The sequence below is a fragment of the Stenotrophomonas sp. STEN087 genome (genome assembly GCF_056759115.1).
The window spans coordinates 38,568-58,761 of sequence record NZ_JBRRCR010000009.1 but is presented as its reverse complement, the minus strand read 5'-3'; the positions used below and the strand labels follow the sequence as shown (position 1 = coordinate 58,761).

The following is a 20,194-nucleotide window of genomic DNA, read 5'->3' as shown; positions in this document are numbered from 1 at the left end:
GCGCGGAACGCCATGGGGTTTCGCCTCTGGACACGGTTCACCGCCCATTCGCGCATGCGCGGGGAGGGCGGCTTGGGTTTCCAGCGCTACGACACCACGGCAGGCCGCGGGAGCGCTTCACTTTTCTGGTTTTGGGGTGTTGCAGGGCCGGAGGCAGCTGTCAGCCAGGCTGGAGCGCCACACGGGACATGTTCAGCACGGTTGCGTGTCAGGCATCCGGCGATGGCCGGGAAGGCCGGTGAGCCGCTAACATGGCCGCCCCGCGGGCGGTGGTCGCGCACTGTGCCGGATTCGTCGGAAGCTGGGCTTCTGGCCCTGAGTAACTTCCAACAAAATCAATCCCTTATCTCGCCCCCCGAGTGTAACAGAATAAACAGCCAGATGACTGCCTCAGACCCCACCAAGCCCGCTGGCGACAAGCCTTCCGTGCGCATGATCACCGTTCCCGAGGACCGTGCAGGCCAGCGCCTGGACAATTTCCTGCTGGGCCAGCTCAAGGGCGCCCCGCGCAGCCTGGTCTACAAGCTGGTGCGCAGCGGCCAGGTCCGCGTGAATGGCGGCCGCGCCAAGGCCGAACGCAAGCTGGAGGCGGGCGACGAGGTGCGTGTGCCGCCGGTTCGTCTCACCGAGGAAGGAGACAAAGCGGGTCCGCCCGAGTCCTTCATGCGCCGGCTGGAGCAGGCCATCGTCTTCGAAGATGCGCGCCTGCTGGCCCTGAACAAGCCGACCGGCGTGGCCAGCCACGGCGGGAGCGGCATCAGCTTCGGCGCCATCGAGACCCTGCGTGCCCTGCGCCCGGGGCAGACCCTGGAGCTGGTCCACCGGTTGGATCGCGACACCTCGGGCCTGCTGATCGTGGCCAAGAAGCGTTCGGCGCTGAGCGAGCTGCAGGCGCTGCTGCGTGAAGACCACGGCGCCGGCATCCGCAAGCGCTACCTGACCCTGCTGGCCGGGCGCATGCCCGACGGCGTGATGACGGTCGACGCGCCGCTGCACGTTGGCCTGCGCCAGGGCGGCGAGCGCCATGTGCAGGTCAACGCGATCGGCAAGGAATCGATCAGCCACTTCCGGGTGCTGGAGCGCAAGGGCGGCCATTCGTACTGCGAAGTGCGCATCGAGACCGGCCGTACCCACCAGATCCGCGTGCATGCCCAGCATCTGGGGCATCCGGTGGCTGGTGACGACAAATACGGCGATCCGGCAGTCAACAAGCGGCTTCGTGAGCAGATCGGGCTGAAGCGTCTGTTCCTGCACGCGGCCTCGCTCGAGTTCGCGCTGGACGCCGGCAAGACCCCGTACGTGCTGAACGCACCGCTTGCCGACGAGCTGGTGGAAGCGCTCGACCGCCTGAAGTAAGCGACCCATGTAGAGTCGAGCCACGCTCGACTCACGCGCGCAGCGCGCGCTTCGCTTTTCAATTTTTTATCGCGCGGCCGGCGTGCACGGAAAAATGACGGGACACGGGCGGGGTCGGCTTGCAGGGGTGTCTGCGGCATGGATGCCGCGGACAAGCCCCCAAGGATGGGTTCACGGCGTCCCCTGCAAGCCGGCCCCGCCCGTGACCTCGAGCGATGCCCTCGATGGCCAGCCGCGAGGGGGCTCAGCCCGTTGGCCGGGAACCCCTCACCACTTGAACAGCACCAGGCTGATCGCCAGTGTGCCCATGCCCGCCACCAGCCCGTACACGGTCTCGTGGCCCTTGGCATAGCGCTTGGCTGCAGGCAGCAGCTCATCCAGCGCCAGGAACACCATCACGCCGGCAATCAGCCCGAACACCCAGCCGAACGTGGCGTGCGACAGCGAGCCCTTCAGCAGGAAATAGCCGAGCACCGCGCCCACCGGCTCGGCCAGGCCCGACAGCAGGCTGGCCATGAAGGCGGGCAGCTTGCTCTGGGTGGCGAAGTACACCGGCACCGCGATGGCGATGCCCTCGGGGATGTTGTGGATGGCGATGGCGAAGGCCAGTGGCATGCCCACCGACGGGCTTTCCACCGTCGCGAAGAAGGTGGCCAGGCCTTCGGGGAAGTTGTGCGCGGTGATCGCCACGGCCGTCAGCAGGCCGACGCGCTTGATGTAGGCCTTGTTGTTGTCGCGGAACGCCGGTTCCTTCGAATCCAGCGTCTCGTGCGGGTTCGGAATCAGATGGTCGATGGCCACGATCGCCAGCACGCCCAGCAGGAAGGCGATGGTTCCCCAGGTGAAGCCGCCGCGCGCGCCGTAGGCCAGGGCGAACGATTCGATCGACTTGTTCAGGATTTCCGACAGCGAGACATACACCATCGCGCCGCCGGCAAACGCCAGGCCGAACGCCAGCAGGCGCGGGCTCGGGCGGCGCGAGAACAGGACCAGCAGGCTGCCGATGGCCGTCGCCAGGCCAGCGGCGAGGGTGACCGCGAGCGCGATCCAGAAGTTTTCCGGGGAGATCTGCAGCATTTACCGACGCGTTCCTGGTCGTTCAGCAGCCGCCCCGGGTCAGGCCGGGGCGGCGGGGGCAAGGCGGGCGTCGGCTGGCCTGGTCGCTACGTCGGCCTTCAGCCGCCGCGGCGCATCCGCTCTTCAACGGCGAAGCACTGGTCCGGCTTCGGCTGCGGCGGGTTGAAGCTGACCGGCACCTGGATGGTGGCGGGCACGGCCTGGCCATTGCGGGTGGCGGCCTTGAATTCCCATGCCTGGACGGCGGTCTTGGCCAGGTCATCCAGCTGCGGGTTGCCGGCGCCGGTCAGCAGCAGAACCTCGCTGGGGCGGCCATCGGTGCCGATGGTGACCTTGAAGGTGCTGGTGCCGCCCACGCCGGTGCAGGCCAGCTCCATCGGGTACTGCGGCGGCGGGGTCTTCACCGCAGCCACCTCGGTGGGCGGCGCGGCCGGCGGTGCCGGCGGCTCGGACGAACCGCAGCCGGCCAGGCCGGTGGCGGCGAGCAGGGACAGGCTCAGCAGTCGAACATTCATTTCACGTGCTCCGTCAGGGCCGAGGTCTTGGCCGCGCAGATGAAGTCGTTCTCGCTCAGCCCGCCCACGTCGTGGGTGGAGTAGCGCACGACGGCGCGGTCGTAGTGCACGCCCAGGTCCGGGTGGTGGTCCTCGTGGTGGGCGATCCAGGCCAGCGCGTTCACGAAGGCCATGGTGGCGTAGTAATCCTTGAAGCGGAACGTGCGCACCAGCGCCTGGCCGGCCTCGGCCAGTTCCCAGCCCGGCACCTGCGGCAGCAGTTCGGCCAGGCGCGCTTCGCCCAGCTTGTGGTCGCTGCCCTTGCGCGGCACGCAACGCGCCTGTGCCAGCGGAATCAGGTCGGACATGGGTTCCTCCACCTCGAATTGACTGAACAATGCGCCGGCCGGTGTATAAACCGAATGAGCGACCGGCGCCGACTTGGCTAGAATAGCCTGATGATCCAGATCTCCGACACTGCCCAGACCCACTTCCGCAAGCTGATCGAACGCGAGGGCGTGCCCGGCATGGGCGTGCGCCTGAGCGCCGTCGATCCCGGCACGCCGCGCGCAGACGCCCGCCTGGAGTTCGCCGAACCCAGCGACCTGCTCGGTGACGAGTGGGCCGTGGACTGCGATGGCTTCACCCTCTATGTCGACGCGCTCAGCGTGGGCTGGCTCGACGGTGCCGAGATCGACATCGTTCCCGGCACCGCCGGCACCCAGCAGCTGACCATCAAGGCCCCGCGCATCAAGGGCGAAGCGCCCGGCGAGGCCGCCTCGCTGGTCGAGCGCGTGCATTGGGTCGTGGAAAACGAAGTCAATCCGCAGCTGGCTTCGCATGGCGGCAAGGTCGCCGTGCAGGAAGTTTCGGCCGATGGCGTGGTGCTGCTGCGCTTCGGTGGCGGCTGCCAGGGCTGTGGCATGGCTGACGTCACGCTCAAGCAGGGCATCGAAAAGACGCTGATGGGCCGCGTGCCCGGCGTGACCGCCGTGCGCGACGCGACCGACCATGACAGCGGACACGCGCCGTACATCCCCCGCGGCAACGCCGCCTGATCGCCAACGCGTGCCTCTGCCCAGAGCCGAGCAACTGATCGATCTGCTGCTGGCCCGCCAGCAGCACCCCCTCATCCTCGAAAAGCGCACGCGCCTGCCGTATGGCTGGGCGATCTGGCTGCGCTCGCTGAAGCCGATCGCGCGGCCGTTCCATGCCAGCGACGTGATCGCGGTGCTGCTGCCACGGCCATTGCCCGGACGGCCCGGGCTGCTGCCGGCCTTGGGCCCGTGGGGCGCGGCGCGGCGCCTGCTGTGGCAGGGGTGGGAACCGGCCCCGCGTGACCAGCGCTGGATGCGCTGGACCTCGGCGGTGGTCAGCGCGCTGCTGCACCTGCTGTTCTTCCTGTTGCTGCTGTGGGTGGCGGTGATCCGCACCACCGCGCCGGACGACGCCGGTGCCGAAGGCGAGCGCGTGCAGATTGAATTTGTCGGCCGCGGCGCACAGGAAGGCGGCGGCGACCAGCCCGGCGCCGAGGCGGTCGCTGCTGCCGAAGTGGGCGCGGTGGCCAGTGGCCAGCCGGCGGGTGAGGGCAGCGCGCCGCGTCCGCAACCGGCCGCGCCTGCTGCAGCCGCGCCTGCCCCGGCGAGCAGTGCCGCAGTGACGCCGCCACCGCCGGCGCAGAGCGAGCCCGCACCGCAGGCTGCGCCTCCGCCGACACCGGTGCAGGCCACCGCCGTGGCCGAGGCGACCACCGATTTCGTGGTGCCGCCGGTCAGCGTGCCGCGCACCGAAGTGAACATCGTGCCGCGTGACAGCACGCCTGCCGTGCGCGAGCTCAGCGTGCAGACAGTGCAGGCGCCTGCCGTGACGATGGAGGTGCGCACGCCGCAGCTGGCCGTGCCTGCCCCTGCGGTGCGCGAGGTACAGGTACAGGAGCGCGAGGTCGCCACGGTGGAAGCACCCGTGGCGCCGCAACCGCTGCGCAGCGCCGAGGTGCAGGTGCGCCTGCCGCAGCAGCGCGAGGTGCAGGTGCGCGAGCGCGAAGTGCAGGCGGTGGTCGACCCGCAGGTGCGGATGGCGGCCGTGCCTGGGCGCGAACCCAGCGTGCGCGCGCCGACAGGCCGTGACGTGCAGGTGCGCGAACGCAGCGTGGCCAACGCGCCGGTCGCGGCGCCGTCTCCCGCCAGTGGTGCCAGCAGTACACCTGCGCCGGCACCGGCGGGCAGCGCGGCCAGTCCGTCCACCGCGAGTGCATCACGCCCGGCCGCCAGCGCGGCGACGCCGGCACAGGCCGGTGCGCGTCCCGCGCCGACGCCGGGCAACTGGGCTACGCCGGCCAAGGGCGACGACTGGGGTGCCTCGGATCGCAACCGCGACGGTGCGCGCAGCGGTGCGGCGCAGGCCAGCTCGCAGGGCGCGGGGCAGGGGCTGTTCAATGCCGACGGCAGCGTCAAGGTGCCCGGCCAGGAAGGCAAGGGTGCTGCCGAGCGCGGCGCGCCGGGTGGGGCCAACGATGGCTGGACCAAGGAACGCATCGCCGAATCGGGCCGCTGGCTGAAGCGGCCGCCGTACGACTACACGCCGACCTCGTTCGACAAGTACTGGGTGCCGCAGGAATCGCTGCTGGCCGAATGGGTGCGCAAGGGCGTCAAGGCGATGGAGATTCCGTTGCCGGGTACCAGCACGAAGATCTCCTGCGTGATCTCGATCCTGCAGGCCGGTGGTGGCTGTGGCCTGAGCGACCCGAACATGCAGGACCAGCCGGCGGTGGCACGACCGCCACCGGACATCCCGTTCAAGAAAGAACTCCAGGAAGATAACGGCAGCCGGTAACGGCGGACTGTCCGCCGCATGCCGCGCTGCGCGCTCGCCGGGCGTGGCCCGGCGCTACCAGTAGATCCACGCCATGCGTGGATCAGGTCCTCACTCGCTCTGCGAGAGGAACACCCAGAACGGCACGTCGCGCCCGACCCAGTCGCGGCTGGCTTCGTCCATCACGTCCAGCAGCGTGTCGAAGTCCTTCGCCGCGCCCGCGCGCAGCGCATCCACATCGGCCAGGAACAGGGCGTAGCCCGGTGCCGGCAGCCACTGCAGGTCGCGCAGGTTGTCGGCCAGTGCATCCCAGTTGCCGCCGAAGCCGGCCGGGAAATCCAGCTGCGCGGCCAGCCGCGCCAGCAGGGTGCGCTTGTCGGTCACGCCGTGCAGGTCGATGCGGATCACCTTCAGCGAGGCATCGCGCATGGCCGCCGCCAGGTCGCTGATGTCGCCGGTATCAATGGCATAGACGCCAGCGTTGTTGATGTCATGCAGGCCGAGGCCGAAATCGTCGTGGCTCATGGGCGTTCTCCCGGGGCCGGTACGGTGAAGCTGCGGAACGAATCGTAGTGATCGTCGGTGTAGTACCACGCCTGCGGCGGGTCGCCGCCGGTGATGATGCGGCGCGCGCCGCGGTTGGAGGCACCGGGGGTATCGACCGTGTACTCACGGTAGTAACCACGCGGCCGCTGCGGCAGGCGCTGCTCGCGGTTGCCGAAGGTGGTGCCGTCCTGGCGGTGCGGGAAGGGGCCGCCGCGCTGGATGAGGGCGATGGTCTGCCGCGCCTCGGCAGGCAGGAAACCGGGCAGGCCATCGCTGCGGTCGCTGCCAGCGGCGCGCGCGGCCGGCGCGCTGCGGTTGCTGGCACCCTGCAGGTCCGGCGCGAACTGCGGTGCCGGCGGCCGCTGCAGGAAATGGTTGGCGACCAGCCCAAGCAGCAGCAGGGCGATGGCGGTGATCAACAGCCGGGGATTGCGCATGGGCCGTGGCGGGCGAGGGAAGTGCGTGCACTGTAGCGCCTGCGCGCTGCACCGTGCATGAGGAGCGGTGGCCGCGTCACTGCTGCGTAACAATTGCCAATGCAATCACCCGCAGGACGCAATTTCCTTTACATCCCCCTTGGTAATCTGGCGGTCTGTCCCCATCATTCAACGCGCACCGCCCGACGACGCCGTCGGGTGCCCTCGCTATCAGGAGATGCATCATGGCCTACACCCTGCCCAAGCTGTCCTACGCCTACGACGCTCTGGAACCGAACATCGATGCGGCAACGATGGAAATCCATCACACCAAGCATCACCAGACCTACATCAACAACGTCAACGCGGCGCTGGAAGGCACCGAGTACGCTGACCTGCCGGTCGAAGAGCTGGTGAAGAAGCTGAAGTCGCTGCCGGAGAACCTGCAGGGTCCGGTGCGCAACAACGGTGGTGGCCACGCCAACCACTCGCTGTTCTGGACCGTGATGGCCCCCAACGCCGGCGGCAACCCGGTCGGTGACGTGGCCAAGGCCATCGACAAGGACCTGGGCGGTTTCGAGAAGTTCAAGGACGCCTTCACCAAGGCTGCGCTGACCCGCTTCGGCAGCGGCTGGGCCTGGCTGAGCGTGACCCCGGACAAGAAGGTCGTGGTCGAGAGCACCGGCAACCAGGACAGCCCGCTGATGGAAGGCAACACGCCGATCCTCGGCCTGGACGTGTGGGAACACGCCTACTACCTGAAGTACCAGAACCGTCGCCCGGAATACATCGGCGCGTTCTTCAACGTCATCGACTGGAACGAAGTCGAGCGTCGTTACCAGGAAGCCATCGCCTGAGTGCGGTGACAGGCTGAAACGAAGAGGCCGGGGGAAACCCCGGCCTTTTTGTTTTCCGCATCGGTAGTGCCGGCCGCTGGCCGGCAACCATGGAATCCCTATTCGGTGGTAGCCGGCACACCCTGCAGCCGCAACGTGGCCATCACGCCCAGGCGCAGGCCGGGCAGGTCGCCGTCGGCGGGCAGCAGGATCGCCTGCTGGCGGATGCCGCCGAAATACTTGACCTGGAACAGCACGTCCAGGCCATGGCCGCTGGCGCCGCCACCGCTGGCGGCCGGGGCGTCGGGCCTGCCGCCGGGGTTGCGCCGCGCCGGCTGGAAACCGGGCGTGCTGCGTACCAGTTCGGGGGTCGCTGCGGCAAAGTCGCCGGCGATCAGGCTGGGCATGCCGTCGGACGTGGCGCCGATCCAGGTCATCAGGTCGCTGGTCTGGTGCTGGCGTGCCGTGGCTTCGTCCGGGTCGGGGCGCAGGCGGGCCACATAGACGTTGAGCAGGGCCTCGCCCATCCGCAGGCGCATCATGCCGGCCGCGCTGAAGGTGCCGGGCGGATGCAGCAGGGTCACCCCGTCCTCGCTCACCGGCAGCCGGGTCAGCATCGCATTGCCGTGCCGCAGCGGCTGGCTGGGCGGGTCGGCGGTGACGAAATCGCAGCTGTAGCGCAGCCGGCTGGCCAGCCAGCAGGCGGGGTTGCGGCCCTGCTGCTGCTGCACCTGCTGCACCGAGATCACATCCGGCTGCAGTTCGGTCAGCAGCTGCAGCACCTGTTCGCGGCGCTGCTTCCACTGCGCGTCATCGCGGCTGGGCAGTTCCAGCGCGGCCACGGTCAGCTGCCGGCCCTCGTCAGCGACGGCACCCGCCAGCGGCGTGGCCTGCGGTCGCGCCCACGCGGGCGCAGCCAGCAGCAGCACGAGGCAACCAAGCAGGAGGCGGGCAGGGGGGCGGTGGCGCATAACGATAAGTTTACGCTTTTGCCGTGGAGGTGCCGTGACTTCCGGCAGGGTTGCGATTGCCTGCCATGGATTGGCGGCCCTGTCATGCAGCCGTGCAGCGTGCTTAGCAGCCACTGCTTCCGTAAACTGCGCCTTTCGCTTTGCAGGAATGCCTTACAGGATGAGCCACGACGCAGTCGCCCCCATCGCCGGCCAGGGAAAGATGCCGCGCCAGATCCCCTACATCATCGGCAATGAGGCCTGCGAACGGTTCAGCTTCTACGGGATGCGCAACATCCTGGTGCAGTTCCTGATCACCTCGCTGCTGCTGCAGGAAATCACTGCAGAAGGCCGCGCCGGTGAAGCCAAGGACATCATGCACAGCTTCATGATCGGCGTGTACTTCTTCCCGCTGCTCGGTGGCTGGCTGGCCGACAAGTTCTTCGGCAAGTACCACACCATCCTCTGGTTCAGCCTGGTCTACTGCGCCGGCCATCTCTGCCTGGCGCTGTTCGAGAACAGCCGCGAAGGCTTCTTCCTCGGCCTGGGCCTGATCGCGCTGGGTGCCGGTGGCATCAAGCCGCTGGTGGCCTCGTTCATGGGTGACCAGTTCGACCAGAGCAACAAGCACCTGGCCAAGTTCGTCTTCGATGCCTTCTACTGGATCATCAACTTCGGCTCGCTGTTCGCCTCGCTGCTGATCCCGCTGGTGCTGAAGAACTGGGGCCCGCAGTGGGCGTTCGGCATCCCGGGCATCCTGATGTTCATCGCCACCTTCGTGTTCTGGCTGGGCCGCAGGCGCTACGTGCTGGTGCCGCTGCCGCCGAAGGACCCGCATTCGTTCGCCAGCGTGGTGCGCACCGCGCTGACCACGCGCGTGGCCGGGCAGGGCCGTCCGGGCCTGGCCATGGCCGTGGCCGGCGTGGTGCTGGCGGCGGCCTCGCTGGGCCTGGTCGGCAGCCTGGGCATCGTCATCTGCCTGTGCATCGCGCTGGTGCTGGTCCTGGCCGGCATCGGCGGCGGCACCTGGATGCAGCTGGACCGCGCCCGTGGCCAGCACCCGGCCGAAGCCGTGGAAGGCGTGCGCTCGGTGCTGCGCGTGCTGGTCATCTTCGCCCTGACCACCCCGTTCTTCTCGCTGTTCGACCAGAAGGCCTCGACCTGGGTCCTGCAGGGCCAGCAGATGCAGATGCCGAGCTGGTTCACCGCCTCGCAGATGCAGGCATTGAACCCGCTGCTGGTGATGATCCTGATTCCGTTCAACAACCTGGTGCTGTACCCGGCCCTGCGCCGCTTCGGCTTCGAGCCGACCGCGCTGCGCCGGATGACTGCCGGCATCGCCTTCAGCGGCCTGGCCTGGATCGTGGTCGGTGGCATCCAGGTGGTGATGGACGGCGGCAATGCCATGTCCATCTTCTGGCAGATACTGCCGTACGCGCTGCTGACCTTCGGTGAGGTGCTGGTCTCGGCCACCGGCCTGGAGTTCGCCTACAGCCAGGCCCCGCAGGCCATGAAGGGCGTGGTGATGAGCTTCTGGAACCTGACCACCACCATCGGCAACCTGTGGGTGCTGCTGTCGAATGCAGCCGTGCGCAACCACACGGTGACCGAGAAGATCGCCGGGACCGGCCTCAGCGAGGCGGCGTTCCTGATGTTCTTCTTCGCCGGTTTCGCGTTCGTTGCGGCGTTGGCCTTCGGTTGGTATGCGAAACGCTATCGTATGGTCGACAACTACCGCACTGCCTGAGCCTGAGCCGACATGACCCCCGTCAATCTGCTGTTGATCGCCATCACCGCCCTCCTGTCGTGGATGGCGTTCAACAACCGCAAGCTGGCTGACCGCCTGATCCTGTGGCCGCCGGCGGTGGACCGCCACCGCCAGTACGACCGCCTGATCACCTACGGCTTCGTGCATGCCGACTGGTCGCACCTGATCTTCAACATGATCACGCTGTTCTTCTTCGGCGGGCAGATCGAGAAGGTGATGCTGTCGTTGACCGGCAGCTGGCTGACCTACCCGGCGTTCTACCTGGGGGCGCTGCTGGTCTCGATCCTGCCGAGCTACCTGAAGAACCAGAAGAACCCGAACTACCTGAGCCTGGGTGCGTCGGGCGCGGTGTCGGCGGTGCTGTTCGCCTTCATCCTGCTCAGCCCGTGGACGATCATCCTGGTGTTCTTCATTCCGGCGCCGGCGATCATCTATGCCGTGTTCTACGTCGGCTACAGCATCTGGATGGACAAGCGCGGCGGCGACCGCATCAACCACAGCGCGCACCTGGCCGGTGCCGCGTTCGGCGTGATCTTCATGCTGGCCATGCAGCCGGCCATCTTCGGCCACTTCCTGGCGCAGCTGTCGAACCCGACGTTCGGGTTCGGCCGCTGAGGGGCGAGGGTCGGCTCCCCCCGGATCCGCCCCGCAGGGGGGGCTCAGGCCGCCCGGATGGTCTGGCCGTAGGTGTCGAGCAGGCGCGAGTACACCTCCTCGCCGATCCGCTGGAAGTCCTGGTCGTCGGTCTGACCTTCCACTGCCAGCTGCAGCAGGCCCTCCAGCAGGGCGTGGTCGGTATCGGTACGGGAATCGCTGGGGTGCATGGCGGGCCTCCAAAGGCATGACACAGGGGCAACAATCGCAAGGGGCGTGCCAATCGGGCCGTATCCCTCCAGAGGGGATAGCGGCCGCCATCGCTGCAGCTTGAGGGTCGGGATCTGACGCAGATCGTCCAGACCTGCCCCTGTTCAGGCTTCACACGGTCATGGCGCCCGGCTGCGCACCATGCGCGCAGTCGTCGCAGGAGACAGTCCCATGGCTTCGGTCACGCCCCCCGGTCTGGCCTATGAGGTCGAGCACGACCAGGCCAACCACCGTTTCATCGCCCATGTGCGTGGACAGCGGGCACTGCTGGACTACCAGATCAAGCGGCGGCGCATGGTCATCACCCATACCGAGGTGCCCGAGCCGATCGCCGGCCGCGGCATCGCCGGTGAGCTGACCCGCGTCGCTCTGCGCTTCGCCCGCGAGCACAAGTACAAGGTGGTGCCGGCCTGCGCCTATGCCGAGGCGTTCCTGCAGCGCCACGAGGAGTTTCACGACCTGCTGGTAGGCTGAATGCAGCGGGCCACGCTTCAGCCATCGCAGGCGATGATGTACGAACATGAACAGGGGATCCCGATGAAGACTGGAAACAACCGGCTGCTGCGCGTGAGCGCGCTGGCCGGCGCAATGGGCGTGCTGCTGCTGGCCGGTTGCCAGCGTGGTGAAGAGGCGGCTGCGGCCCCCGATGCGGCACCGGCGGCAGAAGCTGCCGTGACCGAGCCGACGCCTGCCACCGAAGCGCCGCTGGACCTGCGCGACGTGGTGGAGAACAACGAGCGCGAAGTGGTCGGCATCAGCTATCCGGCCGGCATCGACCGCTACCCGGGCCTGGCGCGCGCGCTGCAGGACTACGCCACCTCCGCCCGCGGCGACCTGCAGCAGGCGCTGGACGGGCTGGGCAACGACAAGCCGACCATGCCGTACGAGCTGTCGCTGAGCTTCGAGAAGGTGCTGGAGACCCCGCAGCTGGTGGTGGTCAGTGCCGATGGCAGCCGCTACACCGGTGGCGCCCATGGCGAGCCACTGGTGGCGCGTTTCGTGTGGCTGCCACAACAGCAGCAGATGCTCAGCGCCGGCACGCTGGTGGCCGATGACAAGGGCTGGAAGGCGATCAGTGATTTCGTTGCCGACCAGCTGCGCGAGCGCGTGGCCACCCGCCTCAGCAGCGAGGACATGCAGCCGGCCGACCTGCAGGAATCGCTGCGCAATGCCTCGCGGATGATTGCCGAGGGCACCGGCCCGCAGGCCGAGAACTTCAGCCAGTTCCAGCCGCTGACCGACGACAAGGGCCAGATCACGGCGCTGCGTTTCGTGTTCCCGCCCTACCAGGTGGGCCCGTATTCGGACGGCACGCAGACGGCCGATGTGCCGGCCGCGGTGCTGCTGCCGCACGTGGCCAAGGATTACGTGGCGCTGTTCGCACGCGGGTAACCGCAGACGGAGGATGCGTGGACACAGGGTTGCAGGAGCGGGTTGCCGGCCTGCTCCAGGAAGCCGGGGTCCGCATCGGCGGCACCCAGCCGCAGGACATCCAGGTGCATGACCCGCGCTTCTTCGCGCGGGTCATGGGCCACGGCTCGCTCGGCCTGGGCGAGAGCTACATGGACGGCTGGTGGGATGCCAACGTTCTGGATGAATTCCTGGTCCAGCTGATGATGGCGCACCTGGACGAACGCGTGCATGGCTGGCGCGAGGTGGCCGATGCGCTGAAGGCGCGGCTGTTCAACCTGCAGGCCGGGCAGGGCAGCTATGAAGTCGGCCGCCGCCACTACGACCTGGGCAACGACCTGTACCAGGCCATGCTCGGCCAGCGCCTGGTCTACAGCTGCGGCTACTGGCGCAATGCCGTCGATCTGGATGCCGCGCAGGAGGCCAAGCTCGATCTGGTCTGCCGCAAGCTGGGCCTGCGCCCGGGCCAGCGCGTGCTGGACATCGGCTGTGGCTGGGGCGAGGCACTGAAGTATGCCGCCGAGCGTCATGGCGTCAGCGGCGTCGGCGTGACCATCTCGCAGGAGCAGGCGGCCTACGCGCGCGAGCTGTGCGCCGGCCTGCCCATCGAGATCCGCCTGCAGGATTACCGCGAACTGGACGAGCCGTTCGACGCGGTGTTTTCCATCGGCATGTTCGAGCATGTGGGCGACAAGAACTACGACCGCTTCTTCGAGGTGGCGCGGCGCTGCCTGTCACCGCGCGGGCTGCTGTTGTTGCACAGCATCGGCAGCAACGTGTCCCGCCACCGCACCGATCCGTGGATCGCGCGTTACATCTTCCCCAATTCGATGCTGCCCTCGGCCGCGCAGATCACCCGCGCCTTCGAAGGGCGCTTCGTGCTGGAGGACTGGCACAACTTCGGCACCGACTACGACCTGACGCTGCAGGCGTGGCGGCGCAACGTGGAGGCGGCGTGGCCGCAGCTGGATGCGCGCTACGACGAGCATTTCCGCCGCATGTGGCGGTTCTACCTGGCCGGATCGATGGCCACGTTCCGCTGCCGGCATGCGCAGCTGTGGCAGCTGGTGCTGTCGCCGGAGGGTGTGCGCGGCGGGTATGTGGCGCCGCGTTGAGGGTGTGGCTGGGGTCAGAGCCCTTTCCGTTGGAAAGGGATCCGACCCCGGGCTCTGACCCCATCCCAACAAAAAACCGCCCGGTTTCCCGGGCGGTTTTCATTTCACGCTACCGCGCGGGCGATCAGTTGCCGGCGCCGGTCAGGCCACGCTTTTCCAGCAGCGGTTCGATCTGCGGCTCGTGGCCGGCGAAATCGCGGAACAGCTGCATGGCATCCACGCTGCCGCCCTTGGACAGCAGGGTCGCGCGGAAGTGGTCGCCGTTCTTGCGGCTCAGGCCACCGTTGTCCTTGAACCACTTCTGGGTGTTGGCGTCCAGCACTTCCGACCAGATGTAGGCGTAGTAGCCGGCCGAGTAGCCGCCCATGATGTGGCTGAAGTACGGGGTACGGTAGCGCGGCGGAACCGGCGCGTAGTAGATGCCGTCCTTCTCCAGCGCGGCGCGCTCGAAGGCCATCACGTCCTTGGCTGCCGGCACCTTGTCGGCCGCCAGCTGGTGCCAGTTCTGGTCCAGCATCGCCGCACCCAGGTATTCGGTGGTGGCGAAGCCCTGGTTGAACTTGGCCGCGGCCAGCACCTTGTCCAGCAGCGCCTGCGGCATCGCCGAACCGTTCTGGTAGTGCTTGGCGTAGTTCTTCAGGATGGCCGGGTTGTCGGCCCACATCTCGTTGACCTGCGAGGGGAACTCGACGAAGTCGCGCGGCACGGCGGTGCCCGAGAAGTACGGGTACTTCACGTTGGAGAACATGCCGTGCAGGGCGTGGCCGAATTCGTGGAAGGTGGTGCTCACCTCATCCCAGGTCAGCAGGGTCGGCTGGCCGGCCGGCGGCTTGGGGATGTTGAGGTGGTTGGCGACCACCGGCTTGAAGCCGGTCAGCTTGGACTGCGAGACGTAGGAGTTCATCCAGGCGCCACCGCGCTTGGACGCACGCGCGTACGGGTCGAAGATGAAGATCGCCAGCTGGCTGCCGTCGGCATCGAACACGTCATAGACGGTGACGTCGTCGTGGTACACCGGCAGGTCGGTGCGCTGCTTGAAGGTCAGGCCGAATTCCTGGTTGGCGGCGAAGAACACGCCGTTCTCCAGCACGTTCTTCATTTCGAAGTACGGCTTGAGCTGGGATTCGTCGAAGTTGTACTTGGCCTGGCGCACCTTCTCGCTGTAGAACGCCCAGTCCCACGGCTCCAGAGCGAAGGTCTTCTTGCCGGCGGCCTTCTGTTCCTTGTCGATCATCGCCTGCAGGTCGGCGGCTTCGCGCTTGGCGTTGGCCACGGCGGCCGGGGCCAGCTTGCCCAGCATCGCGTTGACGGCTTCGGGGTTCTTCGCGGTCTGGTTGGTCAGGTTGTACGCGGCGAAGTTCGGGAAGCCCATCAGCTTCGCCTTGTCGGCGCGCAGCTGCATGATGCGCGAGACCAGCGCGGTGTTGTCGAACTCACCACCGCGGCTGCCACGGGTGATCGAGGCTTCGTAGATCTTCTGGCGCAGCGCGCGGTTGGCCAGGTTGGTCAGCGGCGGCTGGCCGGTGGTGTTGAGCAGGGTGATCACGTACTTGCCGTCCAGGCCGCGGGCCTTGGCGGCTTCGGCGGCAGCGGCGATCTGTTCCTGGGACAGGCCGTCGAGCTGCTTGACGTCGTCGACGGTGATCGCCGAGGCGTTCACTTCCGACTGCACGTTCTGGCTGAACTTGGTGCCCAGGTTGGCCAGCTCGGCGTTCATGGTCTTCAGCGTGGCCTTGTCGGCCTCGGACAGCTTGGCGCCGGAGCGCACGTAGTTGTCGTAGTACTTCTCGACCAGGCGCACGCCTTCGGCGTCCAGGCCCAGCTGGCTGCGGGTGTCATACAGCGCCTGGATGCGGGCGAACAGCTTGCCGTTCAGCGCGATCGCATCGCTGTGCGCGGCGAACTTCGCCGAGTAGTCGGCCTGCAGCTTCTTGCGCGCATCGTTGGTGTCGGCGCCGACCAGGCTGAAGAACACGGTGGTCGCGCGGTCCAGCACGTCACCGCTCTTTTCCAGGGCGATGATGGTGTTGTCGAAGGTCGGCTTGGCCTTGGTGTTGGCGATCGCCTCCACTTCCTTCAGCTGCTGCGCCATGCCGGCGTCGAAGGCCGGGGCGAAGTCGCTGTCCTTGATCTTGTCGAACTGCGGGAAGTGCAGCGGCAGCGGGCTGTCGGCGAAGAACGGGTTGGCCTGCTGGGCGTTGGCGGCAGCGGCCGGGGTGGCGGCGCTGGCCGAATAGGCGGGCAGGGCAAGGCCGAGGGTCATGGCCACGGCAAGGGCAAGGCGGGTGGTCAAGGCGGTACTCCGGTAAGACAGACAAGTGCCCGAGGTTAACCCGCCCGGCCCGCGCGCCACTTGTGTCAAAAGGCATGCCCGGCGGCGCAAACCGGCGCGGCCTGCGATTACCATGGGGCTCCCCCTCCGGACGGTACGCCATGCCCAACGCCTTCGACTTCGGTTTCGTGGACCTGGATGGCCAGCCGCAGGCATTGGCGCAGTACCAGGGCCGGCCGCTGCTGCTGGTCAACGTCGCCAGCCGCTGTGGCTTCACCCCGCAGTACACCGGCCTGGAACAGCTGTGGCAGGACTACCGCGACCGTGGCCTGGTGGTGGTCGGCTTCCCCTGCAACCAGTTCGGTGCGCAGGAGCCTGGCGACGCGGCGCAGATCCGCCAGTTCTGTTCGCTCGATTACCCGGTCAGCTTCCCGCTCTCGCAGAAGATCGAGGTCAATGGCGAGGGCGCCGATCCGCTGTGGCACTGGCTGTCGCACGAGAAGCGCGGCCTGCTGGGCATCGCCCGCATCAAATGGAACTTCAGCAAGTTCCTGCTCGACCGCCAGGGCCAGGTGGTGGCGCGCTATGCGCCGACCACCGCACCGGAACAGCTGCGCAGCGCGATCGAAGCGCTGCTGTGAACGAGGGTAGTGCCGGCCGCTGGCCGGCATTCCCGTAGAGCCGAGCCCATGCTCGGCTGCTGTCCGGCGAACGATGCAGGCGCGCTTCGCGCGCAAGCCGAGCATAGGCTCGGCTCTACTGACTCATCCGCCGGGCATGGCCCGGCGCTACCGAGGTGCCTTACTTCTCGACGAAGGCGCGTTCGAACACGTAGTGGCCGGGCTGGCCGATACGCGGCGATACCTGGAAGCCACGCGCGTCGAGCACGGTGCGCAGGTCGGCCAGCATCTGCGGGCTGCCGCAGATCATCGCGCGGTCGTTCTCCGGGCTCAGTTCCGGCAGGCCCAGGGTGCGCTGCATCTCGCCGCTTTCCATCAGCTGGGTCAGGCGGCCCTGGTTGGCGAACGGCTCGCGGGTGACGGCCGGGTAGTACAGCAGCTTGTCGCCGATCATCTCGCCGAGGAACTCGTGCTCACGCAGTTCCTTCTCGAAGTAATCGCGGTAGGCCAGGTCCTTCTCGTAGCGCACGCCGTGGCAGAGGATCACCTTCTCGAAGCGCTCGTAGGTTTCCGGGTCCTTGATGACCGACAGCCACGGCGCCATGCCGGTGCCGGTACCCAGCAGGTACAGGTTCTTGCCCGGGTGCAGGTCGCTGATCAGCAGGGTGCCGGTGGGCTTCTTGCCGACCAGCACCTTGTCGCCCGGCTTGATGTGCTGCAGGCGCGAGGTCAGCGGGCCGTCCTGCACCTTGATGCTGAAGAACTCCAGGTGTTCTTCCCAGTTGGCGCTGGCGATGGAGTACGCGCGCAGCAGCGGCCGCGCCTCGGTCTCCAGGCCGATCATCACGAACTGGCCGTTCTCGAAACGGAAGCCGCTGTCGCGGGTGAGGGTGAAACTGAAGTAGGCATCGGTCCAGTGGCGGACCTCAAGCACCGTTTCGGCGCCGAAAGCGGAAGACATGGGGGCACATTCAGGCAATGGGTTCGTCCCCGCCATTCTACCTCAAATGAGAGGGGTTCTCATTATCCGGAACGAGAGGCGTTCTCAGGGCCGGTCAGCGATACCCGGCGGCCTGCAGTTCGAACAGCTCGGCATAGCGCCCGCCCTGGGCCATCAGCTCCTCATGGGTGCCGCTGGCCTCCAGCCGGCCCTCGGCCAGCACCAGGATGCGGTCGGCCATGCGCACCGAGGAAAAACGGTGCGAGATCAGCACGGCGGTGCGCCGGTCGGCCAGTTCGCGGAAGCGCTGGAACACCTCGAATTCGGCGCGGGCGTCGAGCGCGGCGGTCGGTTCGTCGAGGATCATCACCTGCGCGTCGCGCATCCAGGCGCGGGCGATGGCGATCTTCTGCCACTGCCCGCCGGACAGGTCCACGCCCTGCTTGAAGCGGCGGCCGATCAGCTGCTCGTAGCCGCCGGGCAGGGCATCGATCACCTCTTCGGCCATGCCCCGGCGCGCGGCATCGGCGATACGCACCTGGTCGGCCATCGCCTCCACCTGGCCGACGCCGATGTTCTCGCCGGCGGTGAGGTTGTAGCGCACGAAGTCCTGGAAGATCACGCCCAGGTTGGCGCGCAGGTCGTCCAGATCGTAGTCGCGCAGGTCGCGGCCATCGAGCAGGATGCGGCCTTCGTCCGGTTCGTACAGGCGCGCCAGCAGCTTCACCAGGGTGGTCTTGCCGGCGCCGTTCTCGCCCACCAGCGCCAGCACCTCACCGGCCTGCAGCTGGAAATCGAGGTGGCGCACCGCCCACTGCTCGGCATCGGGGTAGCGGAAGCCGACGTTCTCGAACACAAAGCCCTGCTGGATCGGCCGCGGCACGGCCACCGCGCCCTCGCGCGAATGGATTTCCGGTTCGATCTGGAAGAACGAATACAGGTCGTCCAGGTACAGCGCCTGGCTGGCCACCTGCGAGAAGCCGATCAGCAGGCCTTCCAGCAACTGGCGCAGGCGCAGGAAACTGCCGGCGAGGAAGGTCAGGTCACCGATCGAGAAATCGCCGCGCACCGTGCGCCAGGCGATATAGGCATAGGCGGTGTAGTAACCGAGCGTGCCCAGCGCGGCCAGCACCGTGCCCCAGAACGCGCGCCGCCGCGCCAGCGCACGGTTGGCCAGGAACAGCGCCGCCGACAGCCGCCGGTAGCGCTCCACCAGGAAGCGGTGCAGGTTGAAGATCTTTACTTCCTTGGCCGTTTCCACGCTGGCGCCAAGCTGGCGCAGGTAGTCCAGCTGGCGCCGCTCGGGCGTCCACAGGAAGTTGAGGCTGTAGCCGGCGGCGTTGAAATGCGATTCGCCGATGAAGGCCGGCACCAGCGCCAGCGCCAGCAGCAGGATCAGCCACGGCGCATAGACCAGCAGGCCGACCGCCAGGCTGGCCACCGTGATCGCGTCCTGCACCTGGCCGAACAGCTGGCTCATCAGGTTCATCCGGCCCATGGTCTGGCGCCGCGCACGGTCCAGCTTGTCCTGCAGGTCGGGGTCTTCGAAGTCTTCCAGGTCCAGCGTCGCGGCGTGTTCCATCAGGCGCACGCTGGTGGCGTTGGCGAACAGTTCCGACAGCAGCGCATCGGCATAGCTGACCAGCCGGCCGAGCAGGTCCGAGGCGATGGCCAGGCCGAATTCCAGCGCCAGCAGGCCCAGCAGCGGATTCAACAGGCCACTGGACAGCGCCTCGCCCAGCGGTGGGAAGCCGGCCCCGTGCTGGCTGAGGTGCAGCGCGGTATCGATGATGAGCTTGCCCACGTACAGCATCGCCACCGGCAGCAACGCACGGATCAGGCGCAGGCCGAGGCTGGTGAGGGTCAGCGCAGGGCTGGTCTGCCACACTTGGCGCAGGAAGGGCGGCAGGTTGCGCATCGCCTTGAAGCGCTGGCGCAGGCTGGGTTTCTTCTCGGGGGCAGGAGGCATGCCGCCATTGTGCGCGCGTAATGCGTGGAGAGGGGGTCAGATCCCTTTGCATCGCAAAGGGCTCTGACCCCACTACCGCGCTTCGGGGTCAGAGCCCTTCGCCATGCGAAGGGATCCGACCCCTTGATCCATCGTGCCGACCAACGGTCGGCACCCACCAACAGGAGCAGGACATCTGTCGACGGCGACCTGATCCACCCCGCCATCCCCCAGAACCCCAGCCGTTGACGTTGCCCTTGCTCCGGCAGTCGCCTCTGCGGGTGCCGGGCGCAGCCCGGCCAGAAAACCCCCTTACGGCAGCGGCGGCAGCAGCCCTGCACCCAGCCGGTTCCAGGCATTGATCACCGCGACGCCCATGCTCAGGTCACTGATGCCCTTCTCATCGAAGTGCGGCGCCAGTGCATCGAATGCCGCCTGCGACGGCGCGCCCTCGGTCAGCCGGGTCAGGGCCTCGGCCCAGCCCAGCGCGGCACGTTCGCGTGCATCGAAGAAACGGCTTTCGTGCCACGCCGGCAGCGTGTCCAGCTTGCGCGGCTCGATGCCGCCCTTGCGCAGCGCGGTGCCGTGCATGTCCATGCAGTAGCCGCAGCCATTGAGCTGGGACACGCGCAGGAACAGCAGTTCCATCAGCGTCGGGTCGATCGAACTGTCATGCACCGCCTTGCTGGTGGCCAGCAGGCCCTTGAACGCATCAGCGGCCAGGCGGGTATAGGGGACGCGGGGAGAGGCATGGTCGGACATTTTCAGCTC

Annotated in this window: 21 protein-coding genes; 10 read left to right on the top strand and 11 right to left on the bottom strand. The window is 67.6% G+C overall.

Translation table 11 applies throughout. The annotated features are described in order from the left end of the window. Nucleotides 1-381: 381 nt before the first annotated feature. Nucleotides 382-1,356: an RluA family pseudouridine synthase gene (locus ACVOK1_RS04225; RefSeq protein WP_108758233.1), complete on the top strand. Its 975-nt coding sequence runs from the start codon at nt 382-384 to the stop codon at nt 1,354-1,356. A 267-nt stretch (nt 1,357-1,623) separates the two neighbouring features. On the opposite strand, the gene zupT is transcribed toward ACVOK1_RS04225, so the two are convergent. From zupT to ACVOK1_RS04210, 3 genes are all read right to left on the bottom strand, one after another. After that, a complete protein-coding gene (gene zupT / locus ACVOK1_RS04220; RefSeq protein ID WP_481561218.1) occupies nt 1,624-2,433 on the bottom strand; it encodes a zinc transporter ZupT in 810 nt (269 codons plus the stop codon). A gap of 98 nt (nt 2,434-2,531) precedes the next feature. After that, nucleotides 2,532-2,948: an energy transducer TonB gene (locus tag ACVOK1_RS04215; RefSeq protein WP_164075433.1), complete on the bottom strand. Its 417-nt coding sequence runs from the start codon at nt 2,946-2,948 to the stop codon at nt 2,532-2,534. Continuing rightward, the gene (locus ACVOK1_RS04210; RefSeq protein WP_079222470.1) at nt 2,945-3,295 is read right to left on the bottom strand and encodes a 4a-hydroxytetrahydrobiopterin dehydratase; all 351 of its coding nucleotides are present in this window, start codon (nt 3,293-3,295) and stop codon (nt 2,945-2,947) included. Before ACVOK1_RS04210 ends, ACVOK1_RS04215 begins: the two co-directional genes overlap by 4 nt. Nucleotides 3,296-3,385: 90 nt before the next feature. Here ACVOK1_RS04210 and ACVOK1_RS04205 point away from each other — a divergent pair, with 90 nt between their 5' ends. Next, complete coding sequence (locus ACVOK1_RS04205; protein ID WP_116864319.1) at nt 3,386-3,985, top strand: NfuA family Fe-S biogenesis protein; 600 nt, start codon at nt 3,386-3,388, stop codon at nt 3,983-3,985. A 10-nt stretch (nt 3,986-3,995) separates the two neighbouring features. Next, nucleotides 3,996-5,759, top strand: coding sequence for a DNA polymerase III subunit gamma/tau domain-containing protein (locus ACVOK1_RS04200; RefSeq protein WP_481561217.1), 1,764 nt, complete (start codon nt 3,996-3,998; stop codon nt 5,757-5,759). A 90-nt stretch (nt 5,760-5,849) separates the two neighbouring features. Here the strand turns inward: ACVOK1_RS04200 and ACVOK1_RS04195 are convergent, their stop codons facing one another. Together ACVOK1_RS04195 and ACVOK1_RS04190 are read right to left on the bottom strand one after the other, a co-directional pair. Then, nucleotides 5,850-6,263 (bottom strand): barstar family protein, encoded by a 414-nt coding sequence (locus ACVOK1_RS04195; RefSeq protein ID WP_108769331.1) that lies wholly within the window; start codon nt 6,261-6,263, stop codon nt 5,850-5,852. Further along, nucleotides 6,260-6,721: a guanyl-specific ribonuclease gene (locus ACVOK1_RS04190; RefSeq protein WP_406235546.1), complete on the bottom strand. Its 462-nt coding sequence runs from the start codon at nt 6,719-6,721 to the stop codon at nt 6,260-6,262. Before ACVOK1_RS04190 ends, ACVOK1_RS04195 begins: the two co-directional genes overlap by 4 nt. A 224-nt stretch (nt 6,722-6,945) precedes the next feature. Between ACVOK1_RS04190 and ACVOK1_RS04185 the strand changes: the two genes are divergently transcribed. Then, nucleotides 6,946-7,557 (top strand): superoxide dismutase, encoded by a 612-nt coding sequence (locus tag ACVOK1_RS04185; RefSeq protein ID WP_481561216.1) that lies wholly within the window; start codon nt 6,946-6,948, stop codon nt 7,555-7,557. Nucleotides 7,558-7,655: 98 nt separating this feature from the next. On the opposite strand, the gene ACVOK1_RS04180 is transcribed toward ACVOK1_RS04185, so the two are convergent. Then, entirely contained in the window at nt 7,656-8,507 is an 852-nt protein-coding gene (locus ACVOK1_RS04180; RefSeq protein WP_481561215.1) for an endonuclease/exonuclease/phosphatase family protein, read from the bottom strand. A 160-nt stretch (nt 8,508-8,667) separates the two neighbouring features. Here ACVOK1_RS04180 and ACVOK1_RS04175 point away from each other — a divergent pair, with 160 nt between their 5' ends. Together ACVOK1_RS04175 and ACVOK1_RS04170 are read left to right on the top strand one after the other, a co-directional pair. After that, nucleotides 8,668-10,233 carry a POT-type proton-dependent oligopeptide transporter gene (locus ACVOK1_RS04175; protein ID WP_481561214.1) on the top strand — a complete coding sequence of 522 codons (1,566 nt, stop codon included), beginning with the start codon at nt 8,668-8,670 and terminating at the stop codon, nt 10,231-10,233. Between the two features lie 12 nt (nt 10,234-10,245). Beyond that, nucleotides 10,246-10,869: a rhomboid family intramembrane serine protease gene (locus tag ACVOK1_RS04170; protein WP_108769327.1), complete on the top strand. Its 624-nt coding sequence runs from the start codon at nt 10,246-10,248 to the stop codon at nt 10,867-10,869. 44 nt (nt 10,870-10,913) lie between these two features. Here the strand turns inward: ACVOK1_RS04170 and ACVOK1_RS04165 are convergent, their stop codons facing one another. Then, complete coding sequence (locus tag ACVOK1_RS04165; protein WP_204324079.1) at nt 10,914-11,078, bottom strand: hypothetical protein; 165 nt, start codon at nt 11,076-11,078, stop codon at nt 10,914-10,916. A 211-nt stretch (nt 11,079-11,289) separates the two neighbouring features. Between ACVOK1_RS04165 and ACVOK1_RS04160 the strand changes: the two genes are divergently transcribed. Genes ACVOK1_RS04160 through cfa form a run of 3 tightly spaced genes read left to right on the top strand, consistent with a single transcriptional unit; the run spans nt 11,290 to nt 13,643 of the window. After that, a complete protein-coding gene (locus tag ACVOK1_RS04160) occupies nt 11,290-11,592 on the top strand; it encodes a GNAT family N-acetyltransferase (protein WP_079222461.1) in 303 nt (100 codons plus the stop codon). Nucleotides 11,593-11,628: 36 nt separating this feature from the next. After that, a complete protein-coding gene (locus ACVOK1_RS04155) occupies nt 11,629-12,510 on the top strand; it encodes a DUF3298 and DUF4163 domain-containing protein (protein WP_481561213.1) in 882 nt (293 codons plus the stop codon). A 17-nt stretch (nt 12,511-12,527) separates the two neighbouring features. After that, the gene (gene cfa / locus ACVOK1_RS04150) at nt 12,528-13,643 is read left to right on the top strand and encodes a cyclopropane fatty acyl phospholipid synthase (protein WP_481561212.1); all 1,116 of its coding nucleotides are present in this window, start codon (nt 12,528-12,530) and stop codon (nt 13,641-13,643) included. Nucleotides 13,644-13,767: 124 nt separating this feature from the next. Here cfa and ACVOK1_RS04145 read toward each other — a convergent pair whose 3' ends face one another. After that, nucleotides 13,768-15,936, bottom strand: a complete 2,169-nt coding sequence (locus ACVOK1_RS04145; RefSeq protein WP_313053963.1) for a M3 family metallopeptidase — start codon at nt 15,934-15,936, stop codon at nt 13,768-13,770. A 140-nt stretch (nt 15,937-16,076) separates the two neighbouring features. Here ACVOK1_RS04145 and ACVOK1_RS04140 point away from each other — a divergent pair, with 140 nt between their 5' ends. Beyond that, nucleotides 16,077-16,556, top strand: coding sequence for a glutathione peroxidase (locus ACVOK1_RS04140; RefSeq protein ID WP_406235562.1), 480 nt, complete (start codon nt 16,077-16,079; stop codon nt 16,554-16,556). Between the two features lie 160 nt (nt 16,557-16,716). Here the strand turns inward: ACVOK1_RS04140 and ACVOK1_RS04135 are convergent, their stop codons facing one another. From ACVOK1_RS04135 to ACVOK1_RS04125, 3 genes are all read right to left on the bottom strand, one after another. Then, a complete protein-coding gene (locus tag ACVOK1_RS04135) occupies nt 16,717-17,496 on the bottom strand; it encodes a ferredoxin--NADP reductase (RefSeq protein ID WP_049434844.1) in 780 nt (259 codons plus the stop codon). A gap of 94 nt (nt 17,497-17,590) precedes the next feature. Next, complete coding sequence (locus ACVOK1_RS04130) at nt 17,591-19,444, bottom strand: ABC transporter ATP-binding protein (protein WP_481561211.1); 1,854 nt, start codon at nt 19,442-19,444, stop codon at nt 17,591-17,593. Nucleotides 19,445-19,735: 291 nt separating this feature from the next. Next, on the bottom strand, nt 19,736-20,185 hold the full coding sequence (locus ACVOK1_RS04125) for a carboxymuconolactone decarboxylase family protein (protein WP_164073949.1): 450 nt from the start codon (nt 20,183-20,185) through the stop codon (nt 19,736-19,738). Nucleotides 20,186-20,194 lie beyond the last annotated feature (9 nt).

Coding starts and splice junctions, on each gene's coding strand:
- ACVOK1_RS04195 (WP_108769331.1), bottom strand. CDS start 6,263: ATGAGCCACGACGATTTCGGCCTCGGCCTGCATGACATCAACAACGCT.
- ACVOK1_RS04135 (WP_049434844.1), bottom strand. CDS start 17,496: ATGTCTTCCGCTTTCGGCGCCGAAACGGTGCTTGAGGTCCGCCACTGG.
- ACVOK1_RS04205 (WP_116864319.1), top strand. CDS start 3,386: ATGATCCAGATCTCCGACACTGCCCAGACCCACTTCCGCAAGCTGATC.
- ACVOK1_RS04190 (WP_406235546.1), bottom strand. CDS start 6,721: ATGCGCAATCCCCGGCTGTTGATCACCGCCATCGCCCTGCTGCTGCTT.
- ACVOK1_RS04215 (WP_164075433.1), bottom strand. CDS start 2,948: ATGAATGTTCGACTGCTGAGCCTGTCCCTGCTCGCCGCCACCGGCCTG.
- zupT (WP_481561218.1), bottom strand. CDS start 2,433: ATGCTGCAGATCTCCCCGGAAAACTTCTGGATCGCGCTCGCGGTCACC.
- ACVOK1_RS04170 (WP_108769327.1), top strand. CDS start 10,246: ATGACCCCCGTCAATCTGCTGTTGATCGCCATCACCGCCCTCCTGTCG.
- ACVOK1_RS04155 (WP_481561213.1), top strand. CDS start 11,629: ATGTACGAACATGAACAGGGGATCCCGATGAAGACTGGAAACAACCGG.
- ACVOK1_RS04125 (WP_164073949.1), bottom strand. CDS start 20,185: ATGTCCGACCATGCCTCTCCCCGCGTCCCCTATACCCGCCTGGCCGCT.
- ACVOK1_RS04140 (WP_406235562.1), top strand. CDS start 16,077: ATGCCCAACGCCTTCGACTTCGGTTTCGTGGACCTGGATGGCCAGCCG.
- ACVOK1_RS04160 (WP_079222461.1), top strand. CDS start 11,290: ATGGCTTCGGTCACGCCCCCCGGTCTGGCCTATGAGGTCGAGCACGAC.
- ACVOK1_RS04130 (WP_481561211.1), bottom strand. CDS start 19,444: ATGCCTCCTGCCCCCGAGAAGAAACCCAGCCTGCGCCAGCGCTTCAAG.
- ACVOK1_RS04210 (WP_079222470.1), bottom strand. CDS start 3,295: ATGTCCGACCTGATTCCGCTGGCACAGGCGCGTTGCGTGCCGCGCAAG.
- ACVOK1_RS04225 (WP_108758233.1), top strand. CDS start 382: ATGACTGCCTCAGACCCCACCAAGCCCGCTGGCGACAAGCCTTCCGTG.
- ACVOK1_RS04180 (WP_481561215.1), bottom strand. CDS start 8,507: ATGCGCCACCGCCCCCCTGCCCGCCTCCTGCTTGGTTGCCTCGTGCTG.
- ACVOK1_RS04165 (WP_204324079.1), bottom strand. CDS start 11,078: ATGCACCCCAGCGATTCCCGTACCGATACCGACCACGCCCTGCTGGAG.
- ACVOK1_RS04175 (WP_481561214.1), top strand. CDS start 8,668: ATGAGCCACGACGCAGTCGCCCCCATCGCCGGCCAGGGAAAGATGCCG.
- ACVOK1_RS04185 (WP_481561216.1), top strand. CDS start 6,946: ATGGCCTACACCCTGCCCAAGCTGTCCTACGCCTACGACGCTCTGGAA.